Origin of the sequence: Nocardioides sp. AE5 (assembly GCF_031844485.1) — a bacterium.
GTDB lineage: Bacteria > Actinomycetota > Actinomycetes > Propionibacteriales > Nocardioidaceae > Nocardioides.
In genome coordinates this window covers 187,327-211,670 of the sequence record NZ_JAUZVI010000003.1, presented here as the reverse complement: position 1 = coordinate 211,670, position 24,344 = coordinate 187,327, and the positions used below count along the sequence as shown (strand labels likewise).

Sequence of the window (24,344 nt, the reverse complement as noted above, 5' to 3'; positions counted from 1 at the left end):
TGCAGCAGGGCGGGGTTGGTCAGTGGGGTGCGGCGAGGCCCTCGGGGAGGCCGGATGGCTGGTGCGGTCCCATCGCGATGTGTTCGAAGAGCCCGACACCGGTGACGCCGTCGCTGCGGCGTACGACGCAGAGTTGCTGGGCGTGCACGTTCTCCTCGGCCAGCGGGTCGAGGTCGTCGATGCGCCAGGTCTCGCGGGCCACCGATTCGCCGCCGTGATCACGCCCGTGGGCGCGCTCGGGGTGGTAATAGCCCAGCCCCTTCATCTGGAAGACCTGGCGTGGCTCCACCTCGATCGCGAAGTCGAGCGGTCCACGCGGTCCCACGGCGATCCGGGCGGTGGCCGGCCGTCGGGTGCCGGGGGCGTAGTCGATGTCGACCCGGACGTCATCGGTGCGCAGCAGGGCCAGGTTCGGCTCGACCGCGGCGGGTGCCAGGCGCTCGGCCTGCATCGCCATCCGCACGTGGCCGACCCCGTCCGGGGCTTCGTGGAGGGTCACCTGCAGGAAGTCGTCGGGGAAGTGGAGGACGCTCCACACGGCGTGGATCGGCTTCACGTCGGCGGCCGCGACGTCCTCGGCGGTGGCCTGGCGGCGTACGCCCCAGGACCGGTCCCGTACGCCGTGCCACCCGTCGACGCTGACCTGCATGTCGGCGACGCGCACCGTCCCGGTCCAACCGCCGAACTGGACGAATCGGGTCCGGTCGGAGGCCGTCGCCGTCCCGCGGGTGCGGATCAGTCGCTGCTCCTCCATCGGCGTCCCCTCGGCGACGAAGGTGAGGTCGGCCGCCAGTCCGTCGGTCTCGGCCAGGACCACGCGGATCCGCCGCAGTGGCTCGAGCACCTCGATCAGCAGTGGTCCGACCCGGGCTTCGCTCCGGTCGGCGGGCAGGTGCCCGGAGGCGAAGACGGATTCCTGTACGCCGTCGCGCGAGAAGCTCAGTGCGGCGTCGATGATCCCGGTGTTGGGATAGATGCTGAGCCCGAATCCGAGGTGGCCGTCGGCCTCTGGGGAGAAGGCGGTGGCGTAGTAGCGCTCGTAGAACGCGGGATCGCCGTTGGCCGGGTGCAGCACCGGCGCCGGGGTCTGGTGGACCAGGTAGTCGTCGAAGGTGCTCAGCATCAGTTGGCTCCGTTGAGGGGCAGGAACTCGCGGGCATCGAGGTCGATCACCATCTGTGCGGCGCGGTTCCACATGGTCACGAACATCTGTCGGGCGCGATCGTTGGTGCGCACCTCGCCGGCTGCGGGGACGGTGAGCAGGAAGGTGCTGAAGGACATCTGGCGATAGCGGTCCCACGCCTGGGCGTCGCTCCAGTCGATGCCGCGCTCGCGCAACTGGGCGGCGTGGCGAGCGACGAGGTCGCGTTCGGCGGCGCGGCGTTCGTCCACGGTGAGCGAGGTGCCCATGAAGTAGGCCAGGTCCCAGGCCGGCGGGCCCCAGCCGAGGGTCTGCCAGTCGACGATCGTCACCGAACCGTCGGTGAAGAGCATGTTGTCGAGGCGGTAGTCGTGGTGGGCCAGGGTGAGCGGGCCGTCGTACGCCTGCGACCAGGCGTCGCAGTGGTGGCCGAACTCCTCGATCACCTCCGCTGCGCCGTCGACCAGGTCGCTGGCCACCGAGTCGAGCACCTTGGCCCACCCGGCGTCGTACCGCTGCTGGCGCTCCGGGATCGGGGCTCCGGCGCGCCGTTGCAGCCAGTCCTGGGCACCGAAGGCGTCGTCGTTCCACCAGCGATGCTGGTAGCGGGCGAGTTGGTCGACCGCGAGCGTTGCCTGTCCGGGCGCTGCGCCGGCGATCTGGTTGCCCTGTTGCGCGCCGCTGATGTCCTCGAGGACCAGCGCGGGCTCGCCGTCGACGTCCCAGGTGCCGTAGGACTCCGGGCAGGCGAGTTCGGGGACCTCGGGCCGCAGTTCCGCATAGAACCTGGCCTCGCGGTCATAGACGGCCGCATGCCGGGCGGTGAGGGCGGTCTGTCCTTCGCCGACCGGGAGCTTCACCACGCAACTGGCGGGCAGGTTGCCGCTGGGCCGGAGGAAGGTGACGCGGACGGTGTCGGCCATCTGGCCGGTCCCGATCGGGTCGACGCGGATCTCGCCGAGCTCCGCCCCGGGAGCCAGTCGTCCATTCTCCGTGAACACCTGCCGCAACTGCTCCGGCTCCACCGCCGGCGCCGCACCTGTGCCAGTCATTCGTCCTGCTCTCGAGCCGTTCGGCCACGCACTGCGCGTGGTCCGGATCACATCCCCGCAGGACCGAGGCTAGGTGATCGATTCTCTTTTTGCGACCCTTCAATCGCATTATTTTCCGACAGGAGTGGACTTTTTGCGGGACAAATGGGATCTATTTGCGATTCATGCGACACAACTTGAGTTGTGGATGGCCGGTTCGGATGAAGGCGTCCTCGTTGGCCAGTACACCGCAGACGGCCACGAGGCCCGCCCGGATGCCCTCGGGCGCCAGGTGCGAACGCAACCCCTGTGCAGGCGTGCACTGCGCTGCTAGCCTGAATGCAAAGGGGAGTACCTCCAACGCCGTGAGGTCGTCAGCCCGGCCCCCCAGCCCGGCCCACGGAGCAAGCACTGAGGGAGACCTTCGTCGACAACGATGGAGGTCCTGCGATGTTCACCACCCGTTTCTCCCCCGCCCTGCTGGCCGGGCCACAACGCTCCCCTGGCGACGGCGAGGACGTTGCGAGTGAGAACGCAACGCCTGCGCTCGAGGCGCAGGGTGTCCTGGTCGCCGAGGCGATCGCCTGGGCAGGCGTGGCCCTGTGGAGCCTGGCGTTGCTCTGGCTGGTGGCCGGCGGCGTGATCGCACACCGGCGCCGGAGCCACCGCCGCCACGGCGACCACCACGGTCACGACTGATGCGCGGCATCGACACGATCGGGACGCCGGCGCTGTGGGCAGTCTCGATCGGGGTCTTCTGCGTCCTGGTGGCGCTCGACTTCGTGCTCACCCGCCGTCCGCACGAGGTCCGGATGAAGGAAGCGCTCGGCTGGTCGGCGTTCTACATCGCCCTCCCGCTCGCCTTCGGTGGGTACATCTGGTGGCAGCACGGTGGCGGACTGGGCCTGGAATACCTCACCGGCTACCTGGTGGAGAAGTCGCTGAGCGTGGACAACCTCTTCGTCTTCATGCTGTTGCTGACGGCGTTCGCGGTGCCACGTGAACTGCAGCAGAGGGTGCTGCTCTACGGGATCGTCGGGGCGCTGGTGCTGCGCGGCATCTTCATCGCGGTCGGCGCGGCGGCCTTGTCGGCGTTCGACTGGACGTTCCTGGTCTTCGGGCTGATCCTCTTCGCCTCCTCGATCAAGATCCTCGCCGGGGCGAGCGGTGGCCTCGAACCAGACGTCGACGTGGACCGCATGCGCAGTGTCCGGTTCGTACGCCGGATGGTGCCGATCACGCCGGACTATGCGGGTCCTGAGTTCTTCGGTCGCGTGGACGGGAAGCGCGCGCTGACGCCCTTCGCCCTCGTGGTGATCGCGGTGCTCTTCACCGACGTCGTCTTCGCGGTCGATTCGGTGCCGGCGGTCTATGGCATCACCAGCGACCCCTACCTGGTCTTCGTGACGAACGCCTTCGCGCTCCTGGGCCTGCGGGCGCTCTACTTCGTGGTCCAGGGTGCGCTGCGCAAACTGGTCCACCTGGCCTATGGGCTGGGCCTGGTCCTGGCCTTCATCGCGGTGAAGCTGGGCCTGCACTGGGCACACCTGAACTGGCCCTCGGTCCCGGAGATCCCGACACTGGCCTCGCTCGGGGTGATCGTGGTGATCCTGACCGTCACCACGGCCACCAGCCTGGTGAGCACACGGCGTACGTCGGAGGCGCGCTGAGCCGCGGGCCAGGAAGCCACCCTGCGGAGCAATGGCTTGCCTTTCACCTAAGTGGTAATGATACTTAACCTATTATGCGAACTTCGGCGTCTCCCCTGTTGCCGCTCCTGCGGTCGCGCGTCCAGGGTGATCTGCTTGCCCTGACCTATTTGAATCCGGACCATGAGTTCAGCATCACGGAGGCTGCAGAACGGGTCGGCGCCTCCGTCAAGGCTGTGCATCAGGAAGCGTCACGACTTGTTGAAACGGGTCTCCTGGCGGACCGTCGGGTCGGCACCTCGCGCTTGGTCCGCGCCGTACTGGATTCACTGCTCACCCGCCCGCTGACCGATCTGCTCGCGGTCACCTTCGGCCCGCTCCCCGTGTTGACCCGACTCCTGGCTGGCGTCGAAGGTGTCGACGAAGCGTTCATCCACGGGTCCTGGGCCGCCAGGTACGCCGGCGAGCCCGGGCCGGTGCCCCATGACGTCGATGTCCTGGTCATCGGACACGCAGACCCGGATGTTCTCGATGAGCGTGCTGGACAAGCCGAGAGCGAACTCCATCGGGCAGTCAACATCCGCCGCATCAGACCAAGTGTCTGGACCCAGGAGGAAGATCCCTTCGTAGTAACGGTGAAGGGACGGCCCCTCATCCCTCTCCGTCAAGGCAGGGAATGACTCGGGCAAGGAGCAGGCGTGAAGTGGCAGCAAGGAAGACCAGAGATCGACCGGATGCTCAGCATGGGCGAGTTGGAGCACGTGCAGGCGAATCGCGACCATGCCGACCGCCTTCTCTCCCAAGCACGACGCCACCTCGCTTCAGCGGAGGCAACCTGTGACGCAGACCCGGAAGGCGCTTACGGCACCCTGTATGACGCTGGGCGCAAGGCACTCTGGGCAGTCCTGGCCAACCAGGGCCTCCGCCCCACGACCAGGGGCGGGCACCTAGCCGTCTATCAGGCGGTGAGGGCGCAACTCGACCCTCCGATGGGCGACCAGTTGCGCCCGTTCGACCGGATGCGACGCCAACGCCATGCCGCTGAATACCCTCAGGCCGACACTCCAGCACTGCACTGTGACGACGTTCTCGATGACCTTCCCAAGGTCACCGTGATGATTGAGATCGCCGAAACGGTGCTGGACAGCATGTCGGTGTACTGACCTTCTGTCCACGAGCCAACCTCGCCGGAGCGCCAGACGCTACGTAGGCAACCGCTGACCAGGGCTCCCTCGGCTCTCAGGTGGCTCCCATCAACTCCGCGTGATCGAGGTAGTCAAAGTGCGTCGGGACCTGGTCACTCACATCCACGTTGACCAGTTTCGCCGAGGCCGGCTGGAAGCCGACGTACCCGACTGCTGACTGACCGGCCTGGACCGTCTTGTAGATCCACTTCAGGACGGCGTCGTTCCTGGAGTGGTACCCATACGCAGCATCGTCAATTGCAGCCGTCAACCCGTCCCAGTTGCTCTTCGCGCCGATCGCTGTGCCGAACAGATGGGCCGCCTCAATGCGCGGCCCGCCGGGCTTCGACCCGAGCGCCTCGGCGGCTACCACCATGACTCGTGCGCCGAGGCTGTGTCCCATCAGCACGTACGACGGAGTATCCGTGCGCGCCAGCAGATCTCCGACGACAACGCCCGTCTTGTCCGCACGACTCTTGGCAACGTGCCACGGGTTCTTCGCCAGGTCACTGGCAACGAGAGCAGGCGCCACGGTGCGCCCGAGCCACTTTGCCCCTTCCTTCGTGGCCAGCGCCGCAGCGCCCTTGACGGCCAATCCACCGCTGATGTTCCCGGCCAGGGCGCCAGCGAACATCCCCAGGTTCTTGAGTTCCTTGGAACCCCATCTGACCCGGTACACCGGCGAGTCCTCATAGCGGGAGTCCACGATCGCTCGCCACCCACCCCAACTGTCAGTGTCACCTTCGGTGAGGAATCCGTTGCAGACCAGGACCGGAACACCACCCTTACCGGGGCGCAACAGTTCGATCCGAAACGACCTGTCTTCACGGAGATAGGCGTTGGACACCGAAGCACCCAGAGTTCCGCCGACTGCCCCGCCAACAACCGTCACCACCGTGGTTCCACCAGCCATGCCCAACCCACCGGCCGCGAGGCTTCCGCCGCCAAGGAGTGCCAGTCCATGGGAAGTGGCGGCCGCGCCGGAGAGACCACCAAACATCCCCATCGAACCAATCGCCCCGCCGATAGCAGGGGCAGCCAACAGCGCCATTGGGGCAGCTGCAGTCACACTGGCTGCGCCGAAGGCAGCCAGCTTGGACGCCTTGCTGAGATTGGGCTTGTCATACTCGAGGAACTCCTCGTATTCGTAGAGTTCACCGATCTGCTGGTGGGCCTTTGCGAAGCCCGGGATGTCGTGACGGTGCTCAGCGCAATATTGCGGAACACGGACCGCTCCACGCTCCCGCACTGCCATGTTCTCGCAGCTTGGGGCAACGCAGGGCAAGGTTGGAGATCCGCACCCCTGGCAGACGTACACCGGGAGCTGACCCGCTGGTCGATTCGACTTGCGATGTTCGGTCTCGAAGAAGCAGGACGAGCACCAGGCTTCCTTGGGCTGATAGGGCGAAACATCGTCCGCAACATCGGCGATCCATTGCGCGGCCTTCGCATAGGAGTCAGCGCGCTTCTGGGCAGCCTTCTTGATCTCGGCCACCAACTTCAGCGCGGTCTTCTGCTCCTGTGGGTCAGCCATACCCAGTGCTTCTTCCTGCGACGTCGCATGCGCCTCGTACCACGTCTTGGCATAGGCCCACATGTTGCTCAGCAGCGCTGGATTGTCCTGCAGTACGCCGCCAGCTTCCACCGTCGGCTCCAGAGAAGTCACCTCGCCCACCAGCGCAAGGGTCGCCCCCTGGTCCGACTCAATGGCGACCCGGAGCCGGGTTCCTTCAACTACATGCGCGTGGATCGAACCAGTCATTCACGCATACTCACACAGCGGCATCTCGCTGGTGCTGACTTTGCAAATAATCGCTAACGGCCCACTACATGGGCCGACGTGGCGACCTGCCGCACTGACAACCTCAGCGGGTGAGGCCAAAAACCTCGTCCGAGGCATAGAACGGCTCCAGCCGCGCGCGGATGATCCGCTCCAGGTCACCAGACTCACGCAGCGCGTCCACCACCCCGGGCGCCAACCGGACCAGGTCGTCGACCACGTCGTCACGGGAGATCTCGAGTTCGTCGAGGAGTTCGGTCGGCGTGTAGCCACCGAAGCGATCCACGAACGCATCCACCACGAGTCGGCCGACACCCAGCATGTGCTCGTTGGCCGCCGTACTGATCACCAGGTCGTGGAGCGCGTCCACGAGGCCGTCAAGGTCCTCGCGCTCGAGGCGCCCCTCGAGCCCACGCACCTGCTCCGCACTCGCCAACTCCCACACCTGGAGGATCGCCTCGCGGGTGGTCGGGTCCTGGATGGTCTCCAGCACGATCTTGTTCAGGCGGCGTACGGCGAAGGTCCCGCCCTTGCCCATCGTGTCGCTGATCAGGCCCTCGAACTGCTTGCCCGCTGCCCCCGTTACCTTGGCCGCAGCGCTCGTGCCGAACGACACCAGTCCCCCAAGACCCGGCACCTTGTCGGCGATTGCCTGGTTCGTTGCCATCACCTCGGCGACGACGCGCCCCATGAACCGCGTCGCGAGCGTCGCCACCAGCGGACTGTCCACCAACTTGTCCAGCGCACGTTCCAGCACCGGCGCCAACGCCAGCACCTCGTCGAGCACCGCTTCGAGGCGCTCGCGGTCGATGACCTCGCCGAGGGAATGCGGCTCGGGTGGACCGGCGTACACGAGGTCGGTGGCCATCTCGACGATCCCACCCACCCCGGCACTCGCCGGTACGTCGCGCAACGCCCGCTCTACGATCCCGTGCAACGTCGGTACGTCGACGAGGTCGGCGATCTGCTGCCCGCTGGCCGCGGCGAAGAGGTCGCTGGCCAGGTTCCGCACCGTTTCCTCGAGCCGGTCCCCGGCGAGTTCTGCGAGGTGGAAGCGGACCTGGGCATCCAGCAACTGCTGGGCAAGTGGGGTCATCGGCACACGGTGAGCCTAACGTCCGCGACTCCGAACGGCACCGGGCGTCAATAACACTGGGGAAGGAAGTGTCGGTACCCCTTCCTAAGGTCGGTGCATGGTCAAGGATTCGGGTGTTCGAGATGGTGGATCCGGCGGCGGCGCCGGCTCCGCGATCAGTGGTGCCCCGGACGCGTACGACGCCACCCATGAGCATCGTCTGCTCGCCTGCGTCGCGGCAATGAGGGACGCCCTCGCCGAAGCAGCCACGATCAATCCGACACTGGCGCCGTGCGGGGTGAAGCGCGAAGCACTACTGGGCCTCTCCCGGCTCGGCGATCAGGTCGAGGCACTGCGGATGACGATCATGGCCACCGCCGACGACGTCCGCGATGCCGACGCCGCCCGGTCCATCGCCGACTGGTTGGCCGCCCACACGAACACCGACCGTGGCCCGCAGGCTGCTGCGTCGAACCTGGCCCATGACCTGGACCGCCTCTACCCCACCACCGCCGCAGCACTCAGCACGGGACAGGCGAACCTTGCCCAGGTCCGCGTCATCACGCGGTGCCTCAACGAACTACGCCGCCTGGAGGATGTCACCCCAGGGATCCTTGCGCAGGCCGAGACCGCGTTGCTGGGCCATTGCGCCAAACTGTCGCCCCGTGAACTGCGGGTGTTGGGCGACCGGATCCTGGAGGTCATCGACCCGGAGCTGTTCGAGGAGGCCGAGCGCAAGAAGCTCGAACGTGACCTGGCCAGGGCCCGCGCCCAGGCCCGGCTCTCGATGCGTCGCCGCGGCGACGGAGCAACCGACCTGACCGCCCGCATCCCCGACGCCCACGCGACGCGCCTGAAGAACATCCTCAACGCCTTCACCGCGCCCCGCCACGACGCCAACGACAACGGATCACCGTCAGGCACGAGTAATGGTGGGCTGGCCGAGAACGCCGTCGGCTCGCGCTATCGCGACCCGGCCACCGGCGAACGCCTCCCCCAGGATCGCCTCCTCGGCGAAGCGTTCTGCGCCTTCCTCGAACGCCACGATCCGACGCTGGTCCCCCAGCACGGGGGAACGGCGACCACCCTGGTCATCACCACGCAGTACGACGCGCTCACCCAGCAACTGATGACCGGCACCCTGCCGGACGGCACCCGGGTTCCCGCCACCGAAATCCGCCGGCTCGCCTGCACCGCCGGCATCATCCCCGCCGTGCTCGGCAGCGACTCGGTACCCCTCGACCTGGGCCGCAAGACGCGACTCTTCACCCCGGAGCAGCGCATCGCCCTCCGCCTCCGGCACTCCACCTGCCAGGCGCAGGACTGCACCATCCCGGCGCGCTGGTGCGAGGCCCATCACCGCACGCCGTGGTCACACGGCGGTCCGACCGACCTCGACCACGGGATGCTCCTGTGCGCCTACCACCACCAGCGCATCCACGATCCCGCCTACACCACCCAGCACGAGGCAGGCGGCGATGTCAGGTTCCACCGACGACCCTGAGCGCCAACGGGCGCCCGGCGCGGTCCGCGGTCGCACAACCTAGAGTTGGCGGCCAGATGACCACGCCCGATGACCTCGCAGCACCCGAACCGGGGGCACGCAAGCTCCTGCTCGCCGTGGATGCTCCTTCCCTGTTGCACCGCAACCACCATGCGCGTGCCCACAGCGACCTGCGCGACAAGGGGAACCGGCCGGCCTGGGCACTGCACGGCATGCTGCGCCAGATCATCGAGGCGATCGACCAGTTCGCCCCAGATGCGGTCATCTTCGGCCTGGATGATCGCGAGCGCTCCGAGCGGGAAGCGTTCTATCCCGACTACAAGGCCGGGCGGGCACCCAAGGACGCCGCCCTGGTCGAACAACTCGAACGTGCCGGCGCCCTGCTCGACGCGCTGGGCCTGGCCACGCTCACTCCACCGGGACTGGAGGCCGATGACGTCAACGCCTCAGCCGCCAGGTGGGCACGGGAGAACGACTGGAACTGCGTGATCATCACCTCCGACCGTGACTCGTTTGCGCACATCAGCGACCACACCCAGGTGCTCCGCCTGATCAACGGCGGCATGGCAAACTCGCCCCTGCTCAATCCGCGCAAGCTGCATGCGATGTACGGCGTGGCAGCGGAGAACTACCTCGAGTTCGCGGCGCTGCGCGGCGACGCCAGCGACAACCTGCCCGGAGTGAGCGGCATCGGCGAGAAGGGCGCGGCAACGCTGCTCGCGGCGATGGGATCGATGGACGCGGTCTGGGCAGACATCGACCACTGCGACGGCCAGACACTGGTCGCAGCCGTCGATTCGCTCGCCGAGGAGCAGGACCAGCGTCGCATCGGCACCACCCTGCTCCGCAGGCTCACGGCCGATGGTGCCCGGGAGCGCTACGCGTTCAACGTGCGGATCATGTCCGGCCGCGAGGACCTCGACCTCGGCCTGACGCCGGACGTCCCCGGGACACCGGGCCTGCTGCCCCTGGACATCGATCGGGTCGCCCGCGTGGTCGGCCACCTCAACATGCAGGCGACCACTGACCTGGCGGTCCGGGTGTTGACTGCCGCCCCGACGACGGGCGACAACTTCACCGTCCGGTGAGGGCGATCATCCCGCGACCGGCTCGACCTCGGGTGCCTGGTCCGGGTGGTCGATCCGTTCCTCGGCAGTGCGGCTGGCCCGGCTCGGGATCGTCAGCGCGATCATCGCGGCGACCAGGGCAACCCCGGCCCCGATCAGCAAGCCGGCCTGGAAGCCTGCTTCGGTGGGGATCTCCCGGCCACCCAGCGTGGTGGTCATCTGGGCCAGCACCACGCCCACGACGGCTGCCGCGACCGACGTACCCACCGCGCGGCTGAGGGTGTTGAAGCTGTTCGCCGAGGCGGTCTCCGAGAGCGGCACCGAGCCCATGATCAGCGCCGGCATTGCTCCATAGGCCAGGCCGACGCCAGCCGAGCAGACGCAGACCGCGACCAGCAGGCCGGGCGCGGTGGCCATCAGCAACACGGCCAGCACATAGCCCATCGAGACCACGAAGGCACCCAGCGCCAAGGTGATTCGAGGTCCGCGCATCCGCGAGACCTTCGCGCCCAGTGGCGAGACCAGCATCATCACGAATCCACCGGGAGCCATCCACAGGCCCATCTCCAGCATGTCCAGGCCGAGGCCATAGCCGGTCACCTCGGGCAACTGCATCAACTGCGGGATGATCAGGGACTGGGCATACATCGCGAAGCCGACGACCAGCGAGGCGAGGTTGGTCAGCAACACCACGGGCCGGGCCGTGATCCGCAGGTCGACCAAGGGATCCGGCGTACGCAGTTCGAACCAGCCCCAGGCGACCAGCACCACGACGGCGCCGAGCAGGCATCCCAGCGTGGCGGCGCTGCCCCAGCCCCAGTCCGCGCCCTTGGAGACGCCGAGGAGGAGTGCGACCAGCCCGGCACCGAGCCCGAGCGCTCCGACGGGATCGAAGCGGGCGCCCTCCTGCGCGCTGATCGCCGTGGGCGGCACCAGCGTCCAGATCAGCGTGAAGACCAGGGCAGCCAGGGCCGTCGAGCCCCAGAAGAGCATCCGCCAGTTGGAGTTCTCCGCCACGGCCGCGGCGATCGGCAGGCCCAGCGCGCCACCGACGCCCATCGAGGCGCTCATCAGCGCGATCGAGGTGCCCAGGCGCTCCGGCGGGAGCAGGTCGCGCATCGCGGAGATGCCGAGCGGGATCATGCCCATCCCCACGCCCTGCAGGCCACGACCGATGATCATCGGCACCACGGTGCTGGCCAGGGCGCAGACCACCGAGCCGATCACCAGGATGCCTGCGCAGATGAGCATCACGCGGCGCTTGCCGTAGAGGTCCCCCAGTCGCCCGCTCACGGGTGTCGCGACCGCGCTGGTGAGCAGGGTCGCCGTGATCACCCACGCAGCCGTCGAGGCATCGGTGTCCAGCAGGAGCGGCAGGTCACCGATCAGTGGCACGACCAGGGTCTGCATCAGCGCCGCGGTGATGCCGGCGACGGAGAGCACCCAGACGATCGCGTTCGGGTTGCTGCCCTGGCCGGAATCCTGATTGTTTGTATGACGCACAAGTGGGGACGATACCACTCGATGTGCATCATGCACATGTTGTGTACGTTACAATTCGATGGTGAGTGACAGCTTCGCCGCCATCGAGTTCGAGACCCTGGTCCTGATGCGCCAGCTCGCCCCCACCCGCCGCCACGAGGACGGCCGGCCCCACCTCGAGCGCAGCGCCTACACGCTGCTGACCCGCCTGTCCCGGCAGGGCCCGATGTCGATCGGCCAGTTGAGCGAGGCCTTCGGGCTCGACACCTCCACCCTCAACCGGCAGACGGCGGCGATGATGCGCCAGGGCCTGGTCGAACGCATCCCGGACCCCGACGGTGGCCTGGCTCGCAAGTTCGTGCCCTCGGCGGCGGGGCTCGCCCAACTCGAGGCCGAGCGCCAGCTCAACGTCTCCGGCGTACGCCGCGTGCTGGAGGCATGGAACGCCGAGGACGTCGCGCACCTGGCGGAACTGTTGCGGCGGTTCAACCTCGACATCGAGGCGCGCGACGGCCGGCCGTGGCCGCGTCCCGCTGACTGATCCCTGCGGCGAGTGCGGGCAGGCGCGCTCAGTTCAGTGGCCGCATGGTGTCCGGGACTCCCCCGCCCGCATGGACTGCCTCGACGAGTTCCTGGAGCGCGGTCAGTGCCACGCGTTGCGACATCGGTCCATACGAGACCCGGGCGACACCGATTTCCTCCAGCCGCGACAGCGCCGGTACGCCGGGGAGCGCGATCAGGGTGAGTCGTTGCGGACCGAACGCCTCGGCCAGTTCGACGACCTCATCGTCGCTGAGCACTCCCGGGACGAAGACCACGGGGGCACCTGCATCCAGGTAGGCCAGGCCGCGCTGCTTCGCGTCGGCCAGCACCTCGGCACGGTCCCGGTCCTTGCCCTTGACGAAGGCATCGGTGCGGGCGTTGAGCACGAAGTCCAGCCCGGCTCCCTCGGCGACCTTCATCATCGCCTCGACGTTGCCGGCCGCCTCAGCGAGCGGTCGCATCTGGTCCTCGATGTTGGCGCCCACCACGCCCACGTCGATGGCCCGCCGGATCGTCCCCGCGGGATCGCCGTACCCACCCTCCAGGTCGGCCGAGACCGGCAGGTCCGTCGCTGCGACGATCCGGGCGACCTCACCGATCATCTCCTCGACCGGGATGTTCTCGCCGTCCTTGTAGCCGCGCGAGGCTGCGATCGAGTGGCTCGCGGTGGCCAGCGCCCGGGTTCCCTCGGTGCCGGCGACCACTTGGGTGCTGATCACGTCCCAGACGTTGACCACCGTCAGCAGGGACGGATCCTGGTGGAGGCGGAGCAACTCGCTGGCCTTGGCGTGCGTAGACTTCGTGGGAGCGGCGTCGTTCATGACCGCCACGGTACGCCGCCCACCGGTCCGGCACCATGGTGAAGATAGAATCTTCAAATAAAGTCCGCCGTCTCCGAGCACCCGAGGGTCACCCCAGATGTCAGGCAAGCGCCCGGGCAAGAAGAAGCCCAACAAGTCCACCTCGCAGAAGAAGGCCGATCCCGAGGCAGCCCGCCTCAAGCGCGAGGCCCGTGCCAAGGCCGCGGCGTTGCGGGAAGCCGAGAAGCGGAAGCAACGGCGCATCTCGCTGATGAAGCAGATCGGCGTGATCGCAGCCGTCGTCCTGGTCGCCGGCGCCGTGGTCTGGGGCGTCGCCAAGGCCCGGCAGCTCGACCCGGTCGCCGCACCGGAGGGGTTCAACGAGGACGGCGTGATCGCGTTCGGCAATCCCGACGCGGACGTCACGGTCTCGGTGCTGGCGGACTACAGCTGCCCGCACTGCCGGGACTTCGACGCCTCGACCCGTGACCTGCTCGCGTCCTGGGAGGCCGGCGACGAGGTGCGCGTCGAATACCACCCGATCGCGTTCATGGGCGAGGGTTCCGAGCGCGCACTCAACGCCGCCGTCTGCGTCGTCGGGCAAGACCCCGAGCTGTGGTCCCCGATGAACCGCCTCCTCTTCGACAACCAGGGCAACTTCTCCGACGACAGCCTGATCGACCTCGCGGTCCAGGCCGGGGCCGAGCGCGATGCGGTGGCCGGCTGCATCGCCGAACGCCCCCACCAGGACTGGATCGAATACACCACGAAGCGGGAGCAGCGTCGCTCCTCCTGGAACGGCACCCCCGACGTGCGGGTCAACGGCGGCCGCACCCAGGCCCGCACCGGCAGCGCACTCGAGGCCATCGTGCAGGGCGAGCTCGACAAGTGACCGACGGGCCCCCGGGCCGGGACGAGCAGGCCGATGACCCGATCCACGACCGGGCAGATGCCGACCCCGCACCCGGGAGCGAACACCTCGCCTCGCAGTGGGGCCGCCTGACCGGGCTCGGGCTCGCCGTCCTCTCCGCCCTGGGGCTGACCGCCTCGCTCACCCTCTCGATCGACAAGGTCCGCCTGCTCCAGGACCCGTCGTACGTGCCGAGTTGCAACTTCAACCCGTTGCTCTCGTGTGGCTCGGTGATGGACACCGACCAGGCCGCGGTCTTCGGCTTCCCGAATCCGTTCCTGGGGCTGATCGGGTTCGCGATCATGCTCACCGTGGCGGTCCTGGTGGTGGCCGGTTCGCGGCTGCCGAAGCCGATCGTGATCGGTGGCGCGGTCGGTTCCCTGACCGGTGCCGGATTCGTGCACTGGTTGATCTTCCAGAGCATCTACCGCATCGAGGCGCTGTGCCCGTGGTGCATGGTGGTGTGGGCGGTGACGATCCCGTTGGCGCTGTGGTTCACCCTTGCCGCCCTGGACCGGGTCGGGGGCGCCGCCGTACGCCGTGTGGTCGACGTGGTGCACCAGTGGCGGGTCACGGTGCTCGCCGCCTGGTACCTGGCAGTCGCGGCCCTGATCCTGGTCCGGTTCTGGGACTACTGGTCCACCGTCCTCGCCTGAGCGCCACCACCCCGGACGAACTGGTGCAGATGCACCCGATCGGCCCTCGCGAACCGGGTTCCGGGCCGATCGGGTGCATCTGCGCGCTCGGCGTCCGGCCGCTCAGTGACCGCCGCTGGGGACCTGGACCGCACGGGTGCCGAACCGGAACGGCAACTCGACCACCGGGTTGGTGAACTCGTCCAGGCGCAGGCTGACCTCCACGGTCCACTCCCCCGGTTCAGGGATGGTCACCTGCCCGGTATAGGTGCCCGACGACTCCTCGACCAGTTCGACCGCGCCCAGGTCCAGCCCTGCGCCTTCGTCCGCGTCATCATCCGCACCGGTCGCCGTGTGCAGGACCAGTCGGGGTACGTCGTACGGCGCCGCCGGTTCGCCCGAGGCGTCGAGCACCGTGAGGGTGAGCCCGGTGGTGCCGACCGCCATCGAGTCGAACTCGACCCGCACCGTGTGGTCCCCTGCAGCGACCTCGCCGACAGGAGAACCACCGGGCTCTCCGGCCGAGGCACCCGGCGGCGGACCGGGCAGGGCGAGCGCGGCCGGTGCAGTCATGACGAGCACAGCCGCAGCGACAAGTGCCGGGACGCGCCGCGACGCCCTGGCGGCGGTGACCAGCCAGGCAGCGGCGATCACCCCTACTGCAACGACCAGGCCACGCCAACTGACCCAACCGTCGACCCACGACTCCCAGGAGGTGATGCCCTGCCACCCGGTCCGGTCGCGGTGCATCGTGTCGAGGAGCAGTGCCCCGACCACCGCGACCATGCCGATGCCCCAGCACCACTCGCGAAGCCGCGGCCAGTCCCGGCTCACGGCCACGAGCAGGCCGAGGGCAGCCATCCCGACGACCGCAACCAGCGCGGTGCGGGCCGCACCGATCCCGGTCGTGGTCGGCTCGGTGAACACGTCGTTGCCCGAAGCGCCAGGAGTGGGTGCCCCGATCGCAAAGGTGACCGACCCGGAGATGGTGTGGCCATCAGCGGAGACCACCGACCACGTCACCACCACCGTGCCCTCGGGCAACGGCGCACCGGGGGTGACCACGGCGTTGCGGTCGGCCGTGGTGACGGTGGCGGGCACTTCGGTGCCGTCCCCGGTGAAGATCCGGGTGCCGGCACCGCGGGCCTCGATGCGCTCGTTGAACTCCAGCGTGATCGTCTCCGGCGCCACCTCCACGACCGCCCCGTTGGCCGGGTCGCTGCTGACCAGTTGGGCGTGCGCCTGGGCGGCACCGGCCCCGACCAGGACCAGGCACGCGGAGAGGGTGGCCACCAGCACGGCGGCCACGAGCGCGCCCGGCCCCGGCCGCCGAAGCGAGCGACCGGGATCCGGGACGGACGAGATCCTCACTTGCGGCTGCGCGCCAGTGCCGCACCACCAGCGAGCAGGCCCAGCACTCCGGCGACCAGGCCAGCGATGGCGAGCTCGTTGCTGCCGCCGTCGGCATCCTCGCTGGCCGCGTCGTTCCCCGCGGCCTCGTGCCCGGCGTCGGCCGACTGGTCGCCGTGGCCGTACCCGTCGCCCTCGGCAGCGGTCAGCGTGACGGTCGGCGCCGGGGCCGCCAGGTCGTGGCTGTCCTGGCCGTCCGCGGCCACCTCGGTCCATGCGGTCTCGCCGACCTCACAGGTCTGGATCGTCGGGAAGACCAGCGTCTCGCCCTCAGCGTCGGGCAGCGACACCGACAGCACCAGTTCATCGCGCTGGCCGTCGGGCAACGGCGTCGTGGCGGTGTAGACGACCTGGTCGACACGCTCGGTGATCTCGTTGCCGTGAGCGTCGGTGATCGGCTCGTCGAGGGTCGCCATCACCTTCTCGACGGTGTAGTTGGCGCTGCGGGTCGGGGTCACCGAGACGACCTGCTCGGGGATCTTGATGGCGACCCGGGTGGTCGGCGAACCGTCACAGCCGTGGCCGTAGGCAAAGGTGAGCAGCGAGCTCGACCCGGCGGCGGTGGTGGACGCGCTGACGGTGACGTGGGCCTGGGCGGAGCCGGCCCCGATCAGCAGGCTGGCCCCGAGGACCGGGACGACGGCGAGGCGGACAAGGGTGCGGGTGATGTTCATGTTCTTCTCCTTGGGAGGGTTGGGTTGTCGAGGGCCTGTGCCGGGCTCAGGCCGAGTTGAAGTAGCGCGCCAGCGCCGGGATCCGGCGTACGACGAGTTGGTCAAGGACCAGGACCAGGACCAGGGTGATCCCGAAGAGCGGCAGGAAGAGGCCGAGCGCCACCAGTGCCACCAGCAGCAGCGGCGAGGCCTTGATCGGCAGGCGCCCCCGTGGGGCACCCGAGGAACCGGAGGGCCGGCGCCGCCACCACATCAACGGGCCGGTGACGCAGGAGGCGATGACCCCCAGGCACATCAGCAGCGCGCCCCAGAACGAGACCAGTCCCAGGCTGCGTCCCTCGTGCAGGCCGATCCCCTGGGCGACCACCTTGGCGAGCACCGGGTAGTCGTCATAGCCATAGGTGGAGACGACCTCGCCGCCGTAGCGACCGACGTGGACCGTCTTCTCGTCCGACGGTGCGTCGAAGGCATAGCCGATCACCGAGAAGACACCGTCGTCGGTGTTCGGCAGCGCGACCGTCATCGGGTGGCGGAGCCCCTGCTGTTCCGCGACCAGGATCGCGGTGTCGATGTTGGCCACATTGGTGCCGTCGTGGCCGTCGCTGCTCGATCGGGGCACTTCGCCCTTGCCCTGCGCCCACGGTACGGCGTGGGAGTGCGGCAGCGACTCGTCCAGCGTGGACGCCGGATCGGAGAGCGCCCCGGGGTCGGTGCTCCACATCGACGTGCTGCGATCGGTGGCCAGGGTCTGCACCCGCTCGCCCCAGAAGCCGGTCCACGGCAGGCCGGAGACCAGCAGGAGCAGCAGTCCGATCCCGACCACGGCACCGATCCGCCCGTGGTTGGCGCGCAGCGTCCTGGGCCGCTTCTTCCGGTTGCCGCGCATCCTCCAGAACAGGTAATAGCCGGTCAGGGCCATCACGATCGACCAGCAGACCGCGATCTCGATCAACCGGTCACCGAACGTCCCTGCCATCAGGTTGGCGTGGATCCGCACCGCATAGCCGCTCAGGGTCGTGTCCGGGTTCAGGTCCCCCAGCACCTCGGCCCCCCACGGGTTGACGAAGACCGACCGGGGTTCGCCGTCGGCGGTGACGATCGAGAAGACCGTGCTGCGGTTCTCCGCGCGCGGCTCGGCCATCGAGGTGATGGTCGCGTCGGGGTAGGCCTTCTCCACGGCCGCCAACTGGGCCGAGTAGGGCTGGGTGAAGTCCATGTCGGCCGGTTGCGACACGGTCATCACGTCGGAGTTGAGCATCGGCTCCACTTGGAAGCGGAGCAGGTAGATCAGGCCGGTGATCGAGAGCACCAGCAGGATCGGGACCACCAGGAAGCTGGCATAGAAGTGCCAGCGCCAGAACGCCCGGAACCAGCCGGACGCTCCGGGAGCGGCAGGAGCCCGTGGTGGGCGGTCCTCCTGCACGCGCTCGTCTTGCAGGGTCATGGTCTCTCCTCGAAACACATGGGTACGCCGCAGCGTGGGCGCCTCGTCTTCCCGGGCTGTTGCCGGTGGGACAGGGCGGTCGGCGGGGTCGGTGCGCCTGGTCGATCGGTGCGATCAGCCAGATCAGTGCGATCGGTGCGCGAGGACGTGCCGGAGCCGTGGCGAGGGGTTGGGGTGGATCAGGCCGGGAGGAGGGCCGGCGGGCCACGGCGTACGACGGAGCGCGCCAGCGTGGCCAGATGGCGCGGGGCGTGCGTGACGCGTGTCGCGTGCGGGAACCGGGCCGGCGTCCGCATGGCGTGCATGGCCAGGCCGAGCACCGGCACCAGGACGGTGGCAGCCAGGGCGACCAGGGTCCAGATGGCGCGCTCTCCGACGGCGAGCCAGAGGCCGACGGCGACCGCTGCTGCGACGTGGAGCAGCGTCATCCAGGCATGGGCCGGCGTGGCGAGCTCGGTGAAGAGGTGGACGACCTCGGCCGGGATGGCGAGGCTGGCGTCGACGTGGGGACCACCCGCGGCGAACTGGTCGGCGAAGGAACCGCCGGCGCCAGGGTCGATCGGGGTCGGTGCCGGGCGGGGTGCAGCAGCGGCCACCGGGTCGCCCACGTGGCCGGCACTCAGCGAGAACGCCAGGTGGGCCAGCGTCTGTCCGACGACGGTCAACGCGACGATCCGGGCGGCGGTGGCGGGGCGCCCCAGGAACATGGCCAGGCCGACGGTGGCGGCCCCGAAGAGGAACACCATCATCGTGACCGAGGGCAGCAGGCCGCCGGCGGTGGCGTGCGCGATGGCGCCGGTGGCGAGCACGACGAACGCGAGCACGGCGGCACGGATGTACCGCAGCCCCAGGGTCACCGACGTCTCCACGGTGGTGATTGTCCCAGATGACACCCAGCGCGCCCAGTCGGGCTCACCCCCAGAAGACCCGCTCCACGACACCGTGGGCCAGCCGGGTGGTGCGCAGGTAGTCGTTGACCATCACGTCCGACTGCCCCGAGCGATAGCCGAGCACCGAGGCGACGGCGTCGCGCTCGCGTACGTCGCGCGGGATCTGGTCGGATGCCTTGCCGCGGACCAAGGTGATCGCGTTGCGGGTCGCGGAGACCAGTCGCCAGGCCGCCTCGAGTGCCTCGGCGTCGGCAGCATCGATCAGTTCGAGGTCACGGGCCGCGTGCAGTGCCGGCAGGGTGCGCGGGGTGCGCAACTCCGGGTGGCGCCCGGCGTGCTGCATCTGCAGCAACTGGACGGTCCACTCGATGTCGGCCAGTCCGCCACGTCCCAGCTTGAGGTGGGTGTTGGGGTCGGCTCCCCGGGGCAGCCGTTCGGCGTCCACCCGGGCCTTGATCCGGCGTACCTCGATGACGTCGTCGCTGCTCAGCCCCTGGGCGGGGAAGCGGAGCGGGTCGACCAGTTCGGTGAACTCCCGGCGCAGGTCCTCGTCGCCGACGACCGCGTCGGCGCGGAGCAGCGCCTGGAACTCCCAGACGGCCGACCACTTGCGGTAATAGCCGGCGTACGACTCCAGGGTGCGCACCAGCGGTCCCTGCTTGCCCTCGGGCCGCAGCGCCGCGTCGACCTCGAGTGCCGGGTCGGTGCCGGGCAGCGCCAGCATCCGGCGCAGTTCGTTGGCCACCGCCTGGGCATAACTGGTGGCCTGCTGCGCCTCCACGCCCGGTTCGGCGGCGTGGACGAACATCACGTCCGCGTCGCTGCCATAGGAGAGTTCGAACCCGCCGTAGCGTCCCATCGCGATGATCGCCATCCGGCTCAGCGGCCCGTCGAGCTTCCGCTCCTGGCAGACCGCCTCCTGCGCTGCGGCGAGGGTCGCTTCCAGCGTGGCGTCGGTGAGCTTGGAGAGCCCGGCGCCGACCTCGGCCACGTCCAGGGTGCCGGTCAACTCGCCGGTGGCGATCCGGAGCAGTTCGCGCCGCCGTACGCCGCGGATCGCCAGCACCTTCGCGTCCGCGCCCTCCTTGCGTCCTGCGGAAGCGACCATCTCGGTGACCAGGGCGGACGAGGCCAGCGGGGTGAGGTCCGCGCCGAGGATCTTCACCCCGTCCGGCTCCCGTTCGAGCAGGTCGGTGGCATAGCGCGAGGTGCCGAGCACCCGGGCCAGGGTCTGGGCGACCTCGCCCTCGTCGCGGAGCAGCTTCAGGTACCAGTGCGTGGTGCCCAGGGCCTCGGAGATCCGCCGGAACCCGAAGAGCCCGGCGTCGGGGTCGGGCGAGTCGCCGAACCAGCCCAGCATCGCCGGGAGCAACTGGCGCTGGATCTTCGCGGTCCGGGTGACGCCCTTGGTGAGGTATTCGAGGTGGCGCAGCGCCGCCGCCGGGTCGAGGTAACCCAGGGCAGCCATCCGCTCCTTGGCGGCGTCGGTGGAGAGGCGGGCCTGGTCGCCGGGCAGCATCGCGACCGCGCTGAGCAGCGGGCGGTAGAAGAGCTTCTCGTGCAGGCGCCGGACCTCGCGGCGGTGCCAGTTCCACTGCTTGTCGAGTTCCTTGACCGGGTCCTTGAGGTGGCCCAGGGAGCGACCCAGCCGGCGCAGGTCGGCCTCGTCGGTCGGCAGCACGTGGGTGCGGCGCAACTGGTGGAGCTGGATCCGGTGCTCCAGGGTGCGCAGGAAGGCATAGGCCTCGTGCATCGCCTGGCCGTCCTCGCGCCCGATGTAGCCGCCCCGGGTCAGCTGGGCCATCGCGCTCAGGGTTCCGGGGGCGCGCACCGTCTCGTCGACGCGCCCGTGCACCATCTGCAGCAACTGGACCGCGAACTCGACGTCGCGCAGGCCGCCGGAGCCGAGCTTGAGCTGGCGTTCGGCCTGGTCGGCCGGGATGTGGTCGAGCACCCGGCGGCGCATCGACTGGACGTCCTCGACGAACCCGTCGCGCCCAGCGGCGGACCAGACCAGCGGCGCGATCATCTCCCTGTACGCCGCCCCGAGTTCCAGGTCGCCGGCGACCGGGCGGGCCTTGAGCAGTGCCTGGAACTCCCAGGTCTTGGCCCACCGGCCGTAGTAGCCCTCGTGGCTGGCCAGGGTGCGGACCAGGGGGCCGTTGCTGCCCTCGGGGCGCAGGTTGGCGTCGACCGGCCAGATCGTCCCCTCGCGGGTGTGGTCGGAGCAGATCTGCATCATCGCTGCGGCCAGTTGGGTGGCGATCCGGGTGGCGGCGTTGTCGTCGGCGCCCTCGGCCGCGGCGTGGACGAAGATCACGTCGACGTCGCTGACGTAGTTGAGTTCGTGGCCGCCACACTTGCCCATCGCGATCACGGCCAGCCGGGCCTGATCAGCCTCCGGGCCGATCCGGGCACGGGCCACGGCGAGCGCGGCCTCCAGGGTCCCGGCGGCGAGGTCGGAGAGTTCGGCAGCCACGTCGGCCACCCCGAGGCCGTGGGCAACGTCACGGGCGCAGAGCGAGAGCAGGTGGCGGCGATATTGCACCCGCAGTGCGTCGGCGGCCTCGACGTCGGGCAGCGTCGCGACCGGGGCCGGTGAACTCGCCTCGGCCCCGACCGCGGCGAGCAGGTCGGCGCGGAGCGCGGAGGAGGTCGGCCGGGTGGAGGCCAGGTGCGGGTCACGCAGGTCGTGCCAGTGCCCGGGGTGGCGGCGCAGGTGGCTGCCGAGCGCCTCACTCGCCCCGAGCACCAGGAGCAGCCGCTCGCCGGTCTCCCCGTCCCCGGTGATCGCCTGGAGCAAATCGTCCCGGTCGTCGACCGCCTCGGCCAGGTCGACCAGGGCGGCCAGGGCCAGGTCGGGGTCGCCGGTACGGGCGAAGAGGGGAACCAGGTCCGGCCCCTGCTCCCCCAGTTCACTGATCCGGTCCAGCGCGGTGTCGGCGTCGGCGAACCCGGCGCGGGCGAGTGCACTGCGCAGGCTGGTCCCCGGCGTACTCACGGTGCCGGCCAGTCGTCGGCAGCCACCCGGGCGAAGGCGTCGGCCAGGCCCCGCCAGGTCGCCTCGAGTTCACTCGCCGCAGCGCGGGCCTGGTCGAGGCGGGCGGTGGTGTCGATGCCGAGTGCGCGGTGGCGGTCAGCATCCCCGGCGGCCCAGGCTGCGGCGATCTCCGCGTCGGCCTCGGGATGGAACTGGACGCCCCAGACGGTGGCGGCGAAGCGGACCGCCTGGATCTCCTCCTGCGGCGTCTCGGCGAGCACGCTCGCGCCGTACGGCAACAGCGTGACCACGTCGTCATTCCACTGGATCGCCCGGGTCGGTGCCCCAGTGGCGGCGGCGCGAGCCAGGGCGCCGAGCACTGGGTCGGTCGCTGCCTCATCGGTCCAGCCGACCGGGACCAGCCCGACCTGCTGGCCCAGCGGGTTGCGGGAGACCTCGCCGCCGAGGGCGACGGCGACCAACTGGTGGCCCAGGCAGATGCCGAGCACGGGTACGTCGTCACTGGCGGCGGAGCGGATGAGTTCCTTCACCGGTCCCAGCCAGGGATGGGTGGCGTCGTCGCCGGCTCCCATGGTGCCGCCGAGGACGAGCAGTGCGTCGTGGTCGTCCAGGTCGTCGGGCAACGGATCACCGGCACCCATCCGGCGTACGTCCAGGCGTGCGCCGGCCTCGGCCAGCCAGCGCCCGACGTGCCCCGGCGGGCAGATGGCCTCGTGCTCGACGACCAGGATCCGTGGGGCCGACGCGTCGGGAGCGGTCACGGCGACCTCAGAGCACCGGGAGCATCTGGTTCCGCTCGAAGGCGGAGACCTGGCCGCGGTAGTCTTCCCACTCGGCGCGCTTGTTGCGCAGGAAGTAGTCGTAGACGTGCTCGCCGAGCGTGGTGGCCAGGAGTTCGGAGTCCTCGGCGATGTGGATCGCCTCAGCCAGGGTCTTGGGCAGCGGCTGGATGCCGAGCATCTTGCGCTCCCGCTCGGTCAGCGACCAGACGTCGTCCTCCGCCTCGCGGGGCAGTTCGTACTCCTCCTCGATCCCCTTCATCCCGGCGGCCAGGATCACCGCGAAGGCGAGGTAGGGATTGCAGGCGGCGTCCATCGAGCGCAGTTCGATGCGGGTGGACTGGCCCTTGTTCGGCTTGTACATCGGCACCCGGATCATCGCGGAGCGGTTGTTGTGCCCCCAGCAGATGTACGACGGGGCCTCGCCGCCACCGATCAGGCGCTTGTAGGAGTTGACCCACTGGTTGGTCACCGCGGTGATCTCGGCCGCGTGCTTGAGCAGGCCGGCGATGAAGTGTCGCCCGGTGCGCGAGATCTGGTATTCGGCACCCGCCTCGAAGAAGGCGTTGCGGTCCCCCTCGAACAGGGAGAGGTGGGTGTGCATCCCCGAGCCGGGGTGGGTGGTGAACGGCTTGGGCATGAAGGTGGCCCAGATGTCCTGGCTCAACGCGACCTCGCGGACCACGGTGCGGAAGGTCATCACGTTGTCGGCCGTCGAGAGGGCGTCTGCGTAGCGCAGGTCGATCTCCTGCTGGCCCGGCCCGCCCTCGTGGTGGCTGTACTCCACCGAGATGCCCATCGCCTCGAGCATGGTGATCGCCTCGCGGCGGAAGTCGGAGCCGTGCGAGTGCGCGGTGTGGTCGAAATAGCCACTGCGGTCCACCGGGACCGGCTCCACGCCGTCCTGCGGCGAGTCCTTGAAGAGGTAGAACTCGATCTCGGGGTGGGTGTAGAAGGTGAAGCCCTTGTCGGCCGCCGCCGAGAGGGTCCGCTTGAGCACGTAGCGCGGGTCGGCGTACGACGGGCTGCCGTCAGGCATCACGATGTCGCAGAACATCCGCGCCGTGCTGGGGCCCTCGCCGCGCCACGGCAGGATCTGGAAGGTGGACGGGTCCGGCTTGGCCAGCATGTCGGCCTCGTAGACCCGGGCGAAACCCTCGATCGCGGAACCGTCGAAACCGATGCCCTCACTGAAGGCTCCCTCGAGTTCGGCCGGGGCGACCGCCACCGACTTGAGGAACCCGAGCACGTCGGTGAACCAGAGCCGGACGAATCGGACGTCGCGTTCTTCGAGTGCCCGCAGCACGAAATCCTCTTGCTTACCCATGGCCCCAACTATGGCGCA

The 24,344-nt window shown here is 69.2% G+C and carries 22 protein-coding genes; 8 read left to right on the top strand and 14 right to left on the bottom strand.

The features are described from left to right. Positions 1 to 19: 19 nt before the first annotated feature. A complete protein-coding gene (locus Q9R27_RS06795) occupies positions 20 to 1,123 on the bottom strand; it encodes a hypothetical protein (RefSeq protein WP_311251591.1) in 1,104 nt (367 codons plus the stop codon). After that, positions 1,123 to 2,193 (bottom strand): phosphotransferase, encoded by a 1,071-nt coding sequence (locus tag Q9R27_RS06790; protein ID WP_311251590.1) that lies wholly within the window; start codon positions 2,191 to 2,193, stop codon positions 1,123 to 1,125. The genes Q9R27_RS06795 and Q9R27_RS06790 overlap by 1 nt, the downstream gene beginning before the upstream one ends. A gap of 429 nt (positions 2,194 to 2,622) precedes the next feature. Between Q9R27_RS06790 and Q9R27_RS06785 the strand changes: the two genes are divergently transcribed. Beyond that, complete coding sequence (locus tag Q9R27_RS06785; RefSeq protein ID WP_311251589.1) at positions 2,623 to 2,871, top strand: hypothetical protein; 249 nt, start codon at positions 2,623 to 2,625, stop codon at positions 2,869 to 2,871. Then, a complete protein-coding gene (locus Q9R27_RS06780; RefSeq protein WP_311251588.1) occupies positions 2,871 to 3,842 on the top strand; it encodes a TerC family protein in 972 nt (323 codons plus the stop codon). The genes Q9R27_RS06785 and Q9R27_RS06780 overlap by 1 nt, the downstream gene beginning before the upstream one ends. Positions 3,843 to 4,147: 305 nt before the next feature. Here the strand turns inward: Q9R27_RS06780 and Q9R27_RS06775 are convergent, their stop codons facing one another. Beyond that, on the bottom strand, positions 4,148 to 4,369 hold the full coding sequence (locus Q9R27_RS06775; protein ID WP_311251587.1) for a hypothetical protein: 222 nt from the start codon (positions 4,367 to 4,369) through the stop codon (positions 4,148 to 4,150). A gap of 195 nt (positions 4,370 to 4,564) precedes the next feature. Between Q9R27_RS06775 and Q9R27_RS06770 the strand changes: the two genes are divergently transcribed. Continuing rightward, on the top strand, positions 4,565 to 4,984 hold the full coding sequence (locus Q9R27_RS06770) for a hypothetical protein (protein ID WP_311251586.1): 420 nt from the start codon (positions 4,565 to 4,567) through the stop codon (positions 4,982 to 4,984). Positions 4,985 to 5,060: 76 nt separating this feature from the next. Here the strand turns inward: Q9R27_RS06770 and Q9R27_RS06765 are convergent, their stop codons facing one another. After that, complete coding sequence (locus Q9R27_RS06765; RefSeq protein WP_311251585.1) at positions 5,061 to 6,767, bottom strand: DUF726 domain-containing protein; 1,707 nt, start codon at positions 6,765 to 6,767, stop codon at positions 5,061 to 5,063. Positions 6,768 to 6,870: 103 nt separating this feature from the next. Continuing rightward, positions 6,871 to 7,881 (bottom strand): hypothetical protein, encoded by a 1,011-nt coding sequence (locus Q9R27_RS06760; protein ID WP_311251584.1) that lies wholly within the window; start codon positions 7,879 to 7,881, stop codon positions 6,871 to 6,873. 97 nt (positions 7,882 to 7,978) lie between these two features. Between Q9R27_RS06760 and Q9R27_RS06755 the strand changes: the two genes are divergently transcribed. Both Q9R27_RS06755 and Q9R27_RS06750 read left to right on the top strand, forming a co-directional pair. Then, positions 7,979 to 9,364, top strand: coding sequence for a DUF222 domain-containing protein (locus tag Q9R27_RS06755; protein ID WP_311251583.1), 1,386 nt, complete (start codon positions 7,979 to 7,981; stop codon positions 9,362 to 9,364). Between the two features lie 56 nt (positions 9,365 to 9,420). Then, on the top strand, positions 9,421 to 10,452 hold the full coding sequence (locus Q9R27_RS06750) for a 5'-3' exonuclease H3TH domain-containing protein (protein ID WP_311251582.1): 1,032 nt from the start codon (positions 9,421 to 9,423) through the stop codon (positions 10,450 to 10,452). 6 nt (positions 10,453 to 10,458) lie between these two features. Here the strand turns inward: Q9R27_RS06750 and Q9R27_RS06745 are convergent, their stop codons facing one another. Then, positions 10,459 to 11,934, bottom strand: a complete 1,476-nt coding sequence (locus Q9R27_RS06745) for an MFS transporter (protein ID WP_311251581.1) — start codon at positions 11,932 to 11,934, stop codon at positions 10,459 to 10,461. A 61-nt stretch (positions 11,935 to 11,995) separates the two neighbouring features. Here Q9R27_RS06745 and Q9R27_RS06740 point away from each other — a divergent pair, with 61 nt between their 5' ends. Further along, entirely contained in the window at positions 11,996 to 12,454 is a 459-nt protein-coding gene (locus tag Q9R27_RS06740; RefSeq protein WP_311251580.1) for a MarR family transcriptional regulator, read from the top strand. A 28-nt stretch (positions 12,455 to 12,482) separates the two neighbouring features. Here Q9R27_RS06740 and Q9R27_RS06735 read toward each other — a convergent pair whose 3' ends face one another. Then, positions 12,483 to 13,277, bottom strand: coding sequence for an isocitrate lyase/phosphoenolpyruvate mutase family protein (locus Q9R27_RS06735; RefSeq protein ID WP_311251579.1), 795 nt, complete (start codon positions 13,275 to 13,277; stop codon positions 12,483 to 12,485). Between the two features lie 97 nt (positions 13,278 to 13,374). Between Q9R27_RS06735 and Q9R27_RS06730 the strand changes: the two genes are divergently transcribed. Next, a complete protein-coding gene (locus tag Q9R27_RS06730; RefSeq protein ID WP_311251578.1) occupies positions 13,375 to 14,148 on the top strand; it encodes a thioredoxin domain-containing protein in 774 nt (257 codons plus the stop codon). Then, positions 14,145 to 14,822 (top strand): vitamin K epoxide reductase family protein, encoded by a 678-nt coding sequence (locus Q9R27_RS06725; protein WP_311251577.1) that lies wholly within the window; start codon positions 14,145 to 14,147, stop codon positions 14,820 to 14,822. Before Q9R27_RS06730 ends, Q9R27_RS06725 begins: the two co-directional genes overlap by 4 nt. Positions 14,823 to 14,924: 102 nt before the next feature. Here Q9R27_RS06725 and Q9R27_RS06720 read toward each other — a convergent pair whose 3' ends face one another. From Q9R27_RS06720 to Q9R27_RS06690, 7 genes are all read right to left on the bottom strand, one after another. Then, positions 14,925 to 16,109 carry a copper resistance protein CopC gene (locus Q9R27_RS06720; protein ID WP_311251576.1) on the bottom strand — a complete coding sequence of 395 codons (1,185 nt, stop codon included), beginning with the start codon at positions 16,107 to 16,109 and terminating at the stop codon, positions 14,925 to 14,927. Positions 16,110 to 16,168: 59 nt separating this feature from the next. Further along, positions 16,169 to 16,885, bottom strand: a complete 717-nt coding sequence (locus Q9R27_RS06715; RefSeq protein WP_311251575.1) for a YcnI family protein — start codon at positions 16,883 to 16,885, stop codon at positions 16,169 to 16,171. Positions 16,886 to 16,931: 46 nt separating this feature from the next. Next, positions 16,932 to 18,329, bottom strand: a complete 1,398-nt coding sequence (locus tag Q9R27_RS06710; RefSeq protein WP_311251574.1) for a PepSY domain-containing protein — start codon at positions 18,327 to 18,329, stop codon at positions 16,932 to 16,934. Positions 18,330 to 18,508: 179 nt separating this feature from the next. After that, positions 18,509 to 19,198, bottom strand: coding sequence for a hypothetical protein (locus Q9R27_RS06705; RefSeq protein ID WP_311251573.1), 690 nt, complete (start codon positions 19,196 to 19,198; stop codon positions 18,509 to 18,511). A gap of 43 nt (positions 19,199 to 19,241) precedes the next feature. Further along, positions 19,242 to 22,220 carry a bifunctional [glutamine synthetase] adenylyltransferase/[glutamine synthetase]-adenylyl-L-tyrosine phosphorylase gene (locus Q9R27_RS06700; RefSeq protein ID WP_311251572.1) on the bottom strand — a complete coding sequence of 993 codons (2,979 nt, stop codon included), beginning with the start codon at positions 22,218 to 22,220 and terminating at the stop codon, positions 19,242 to 19,244. Beyond that, positions 22,217 to 22,981 carry a type 1 glutamine amidotransferase gene (locus Q9R27_RS06695; protein WP_311251571.1) on the bottom strand — a complete coding sequence of 255 codons (765 nt, stop codon included), beginning with the start codon at positions 22,979 to 22,981 and terminating at the stop codon, positions 22,217 to 22,219. The genes Q9R27_RS06700 and Q9R27_RS06695 overlap by 4 nt, the downstream gene beginning before the upstream one ends. Positions 22,982 to 22,988: 7 nt before the next feature. Next, on the bottom strand, positions 22,989 to 24,326 hold the full coding sequence (locus Q9R27_RS06690) for a glutamine synthetase family protein (RefSeq protein ID WP_311251570.1): 1,338 nt from the start codon (positions 24,324 to 24,326) through the stop codon (positions 22,989 to 22,991). Between the last annotated feature and the right edge of the window lie 18 nt (positions 24,327 to 24,344).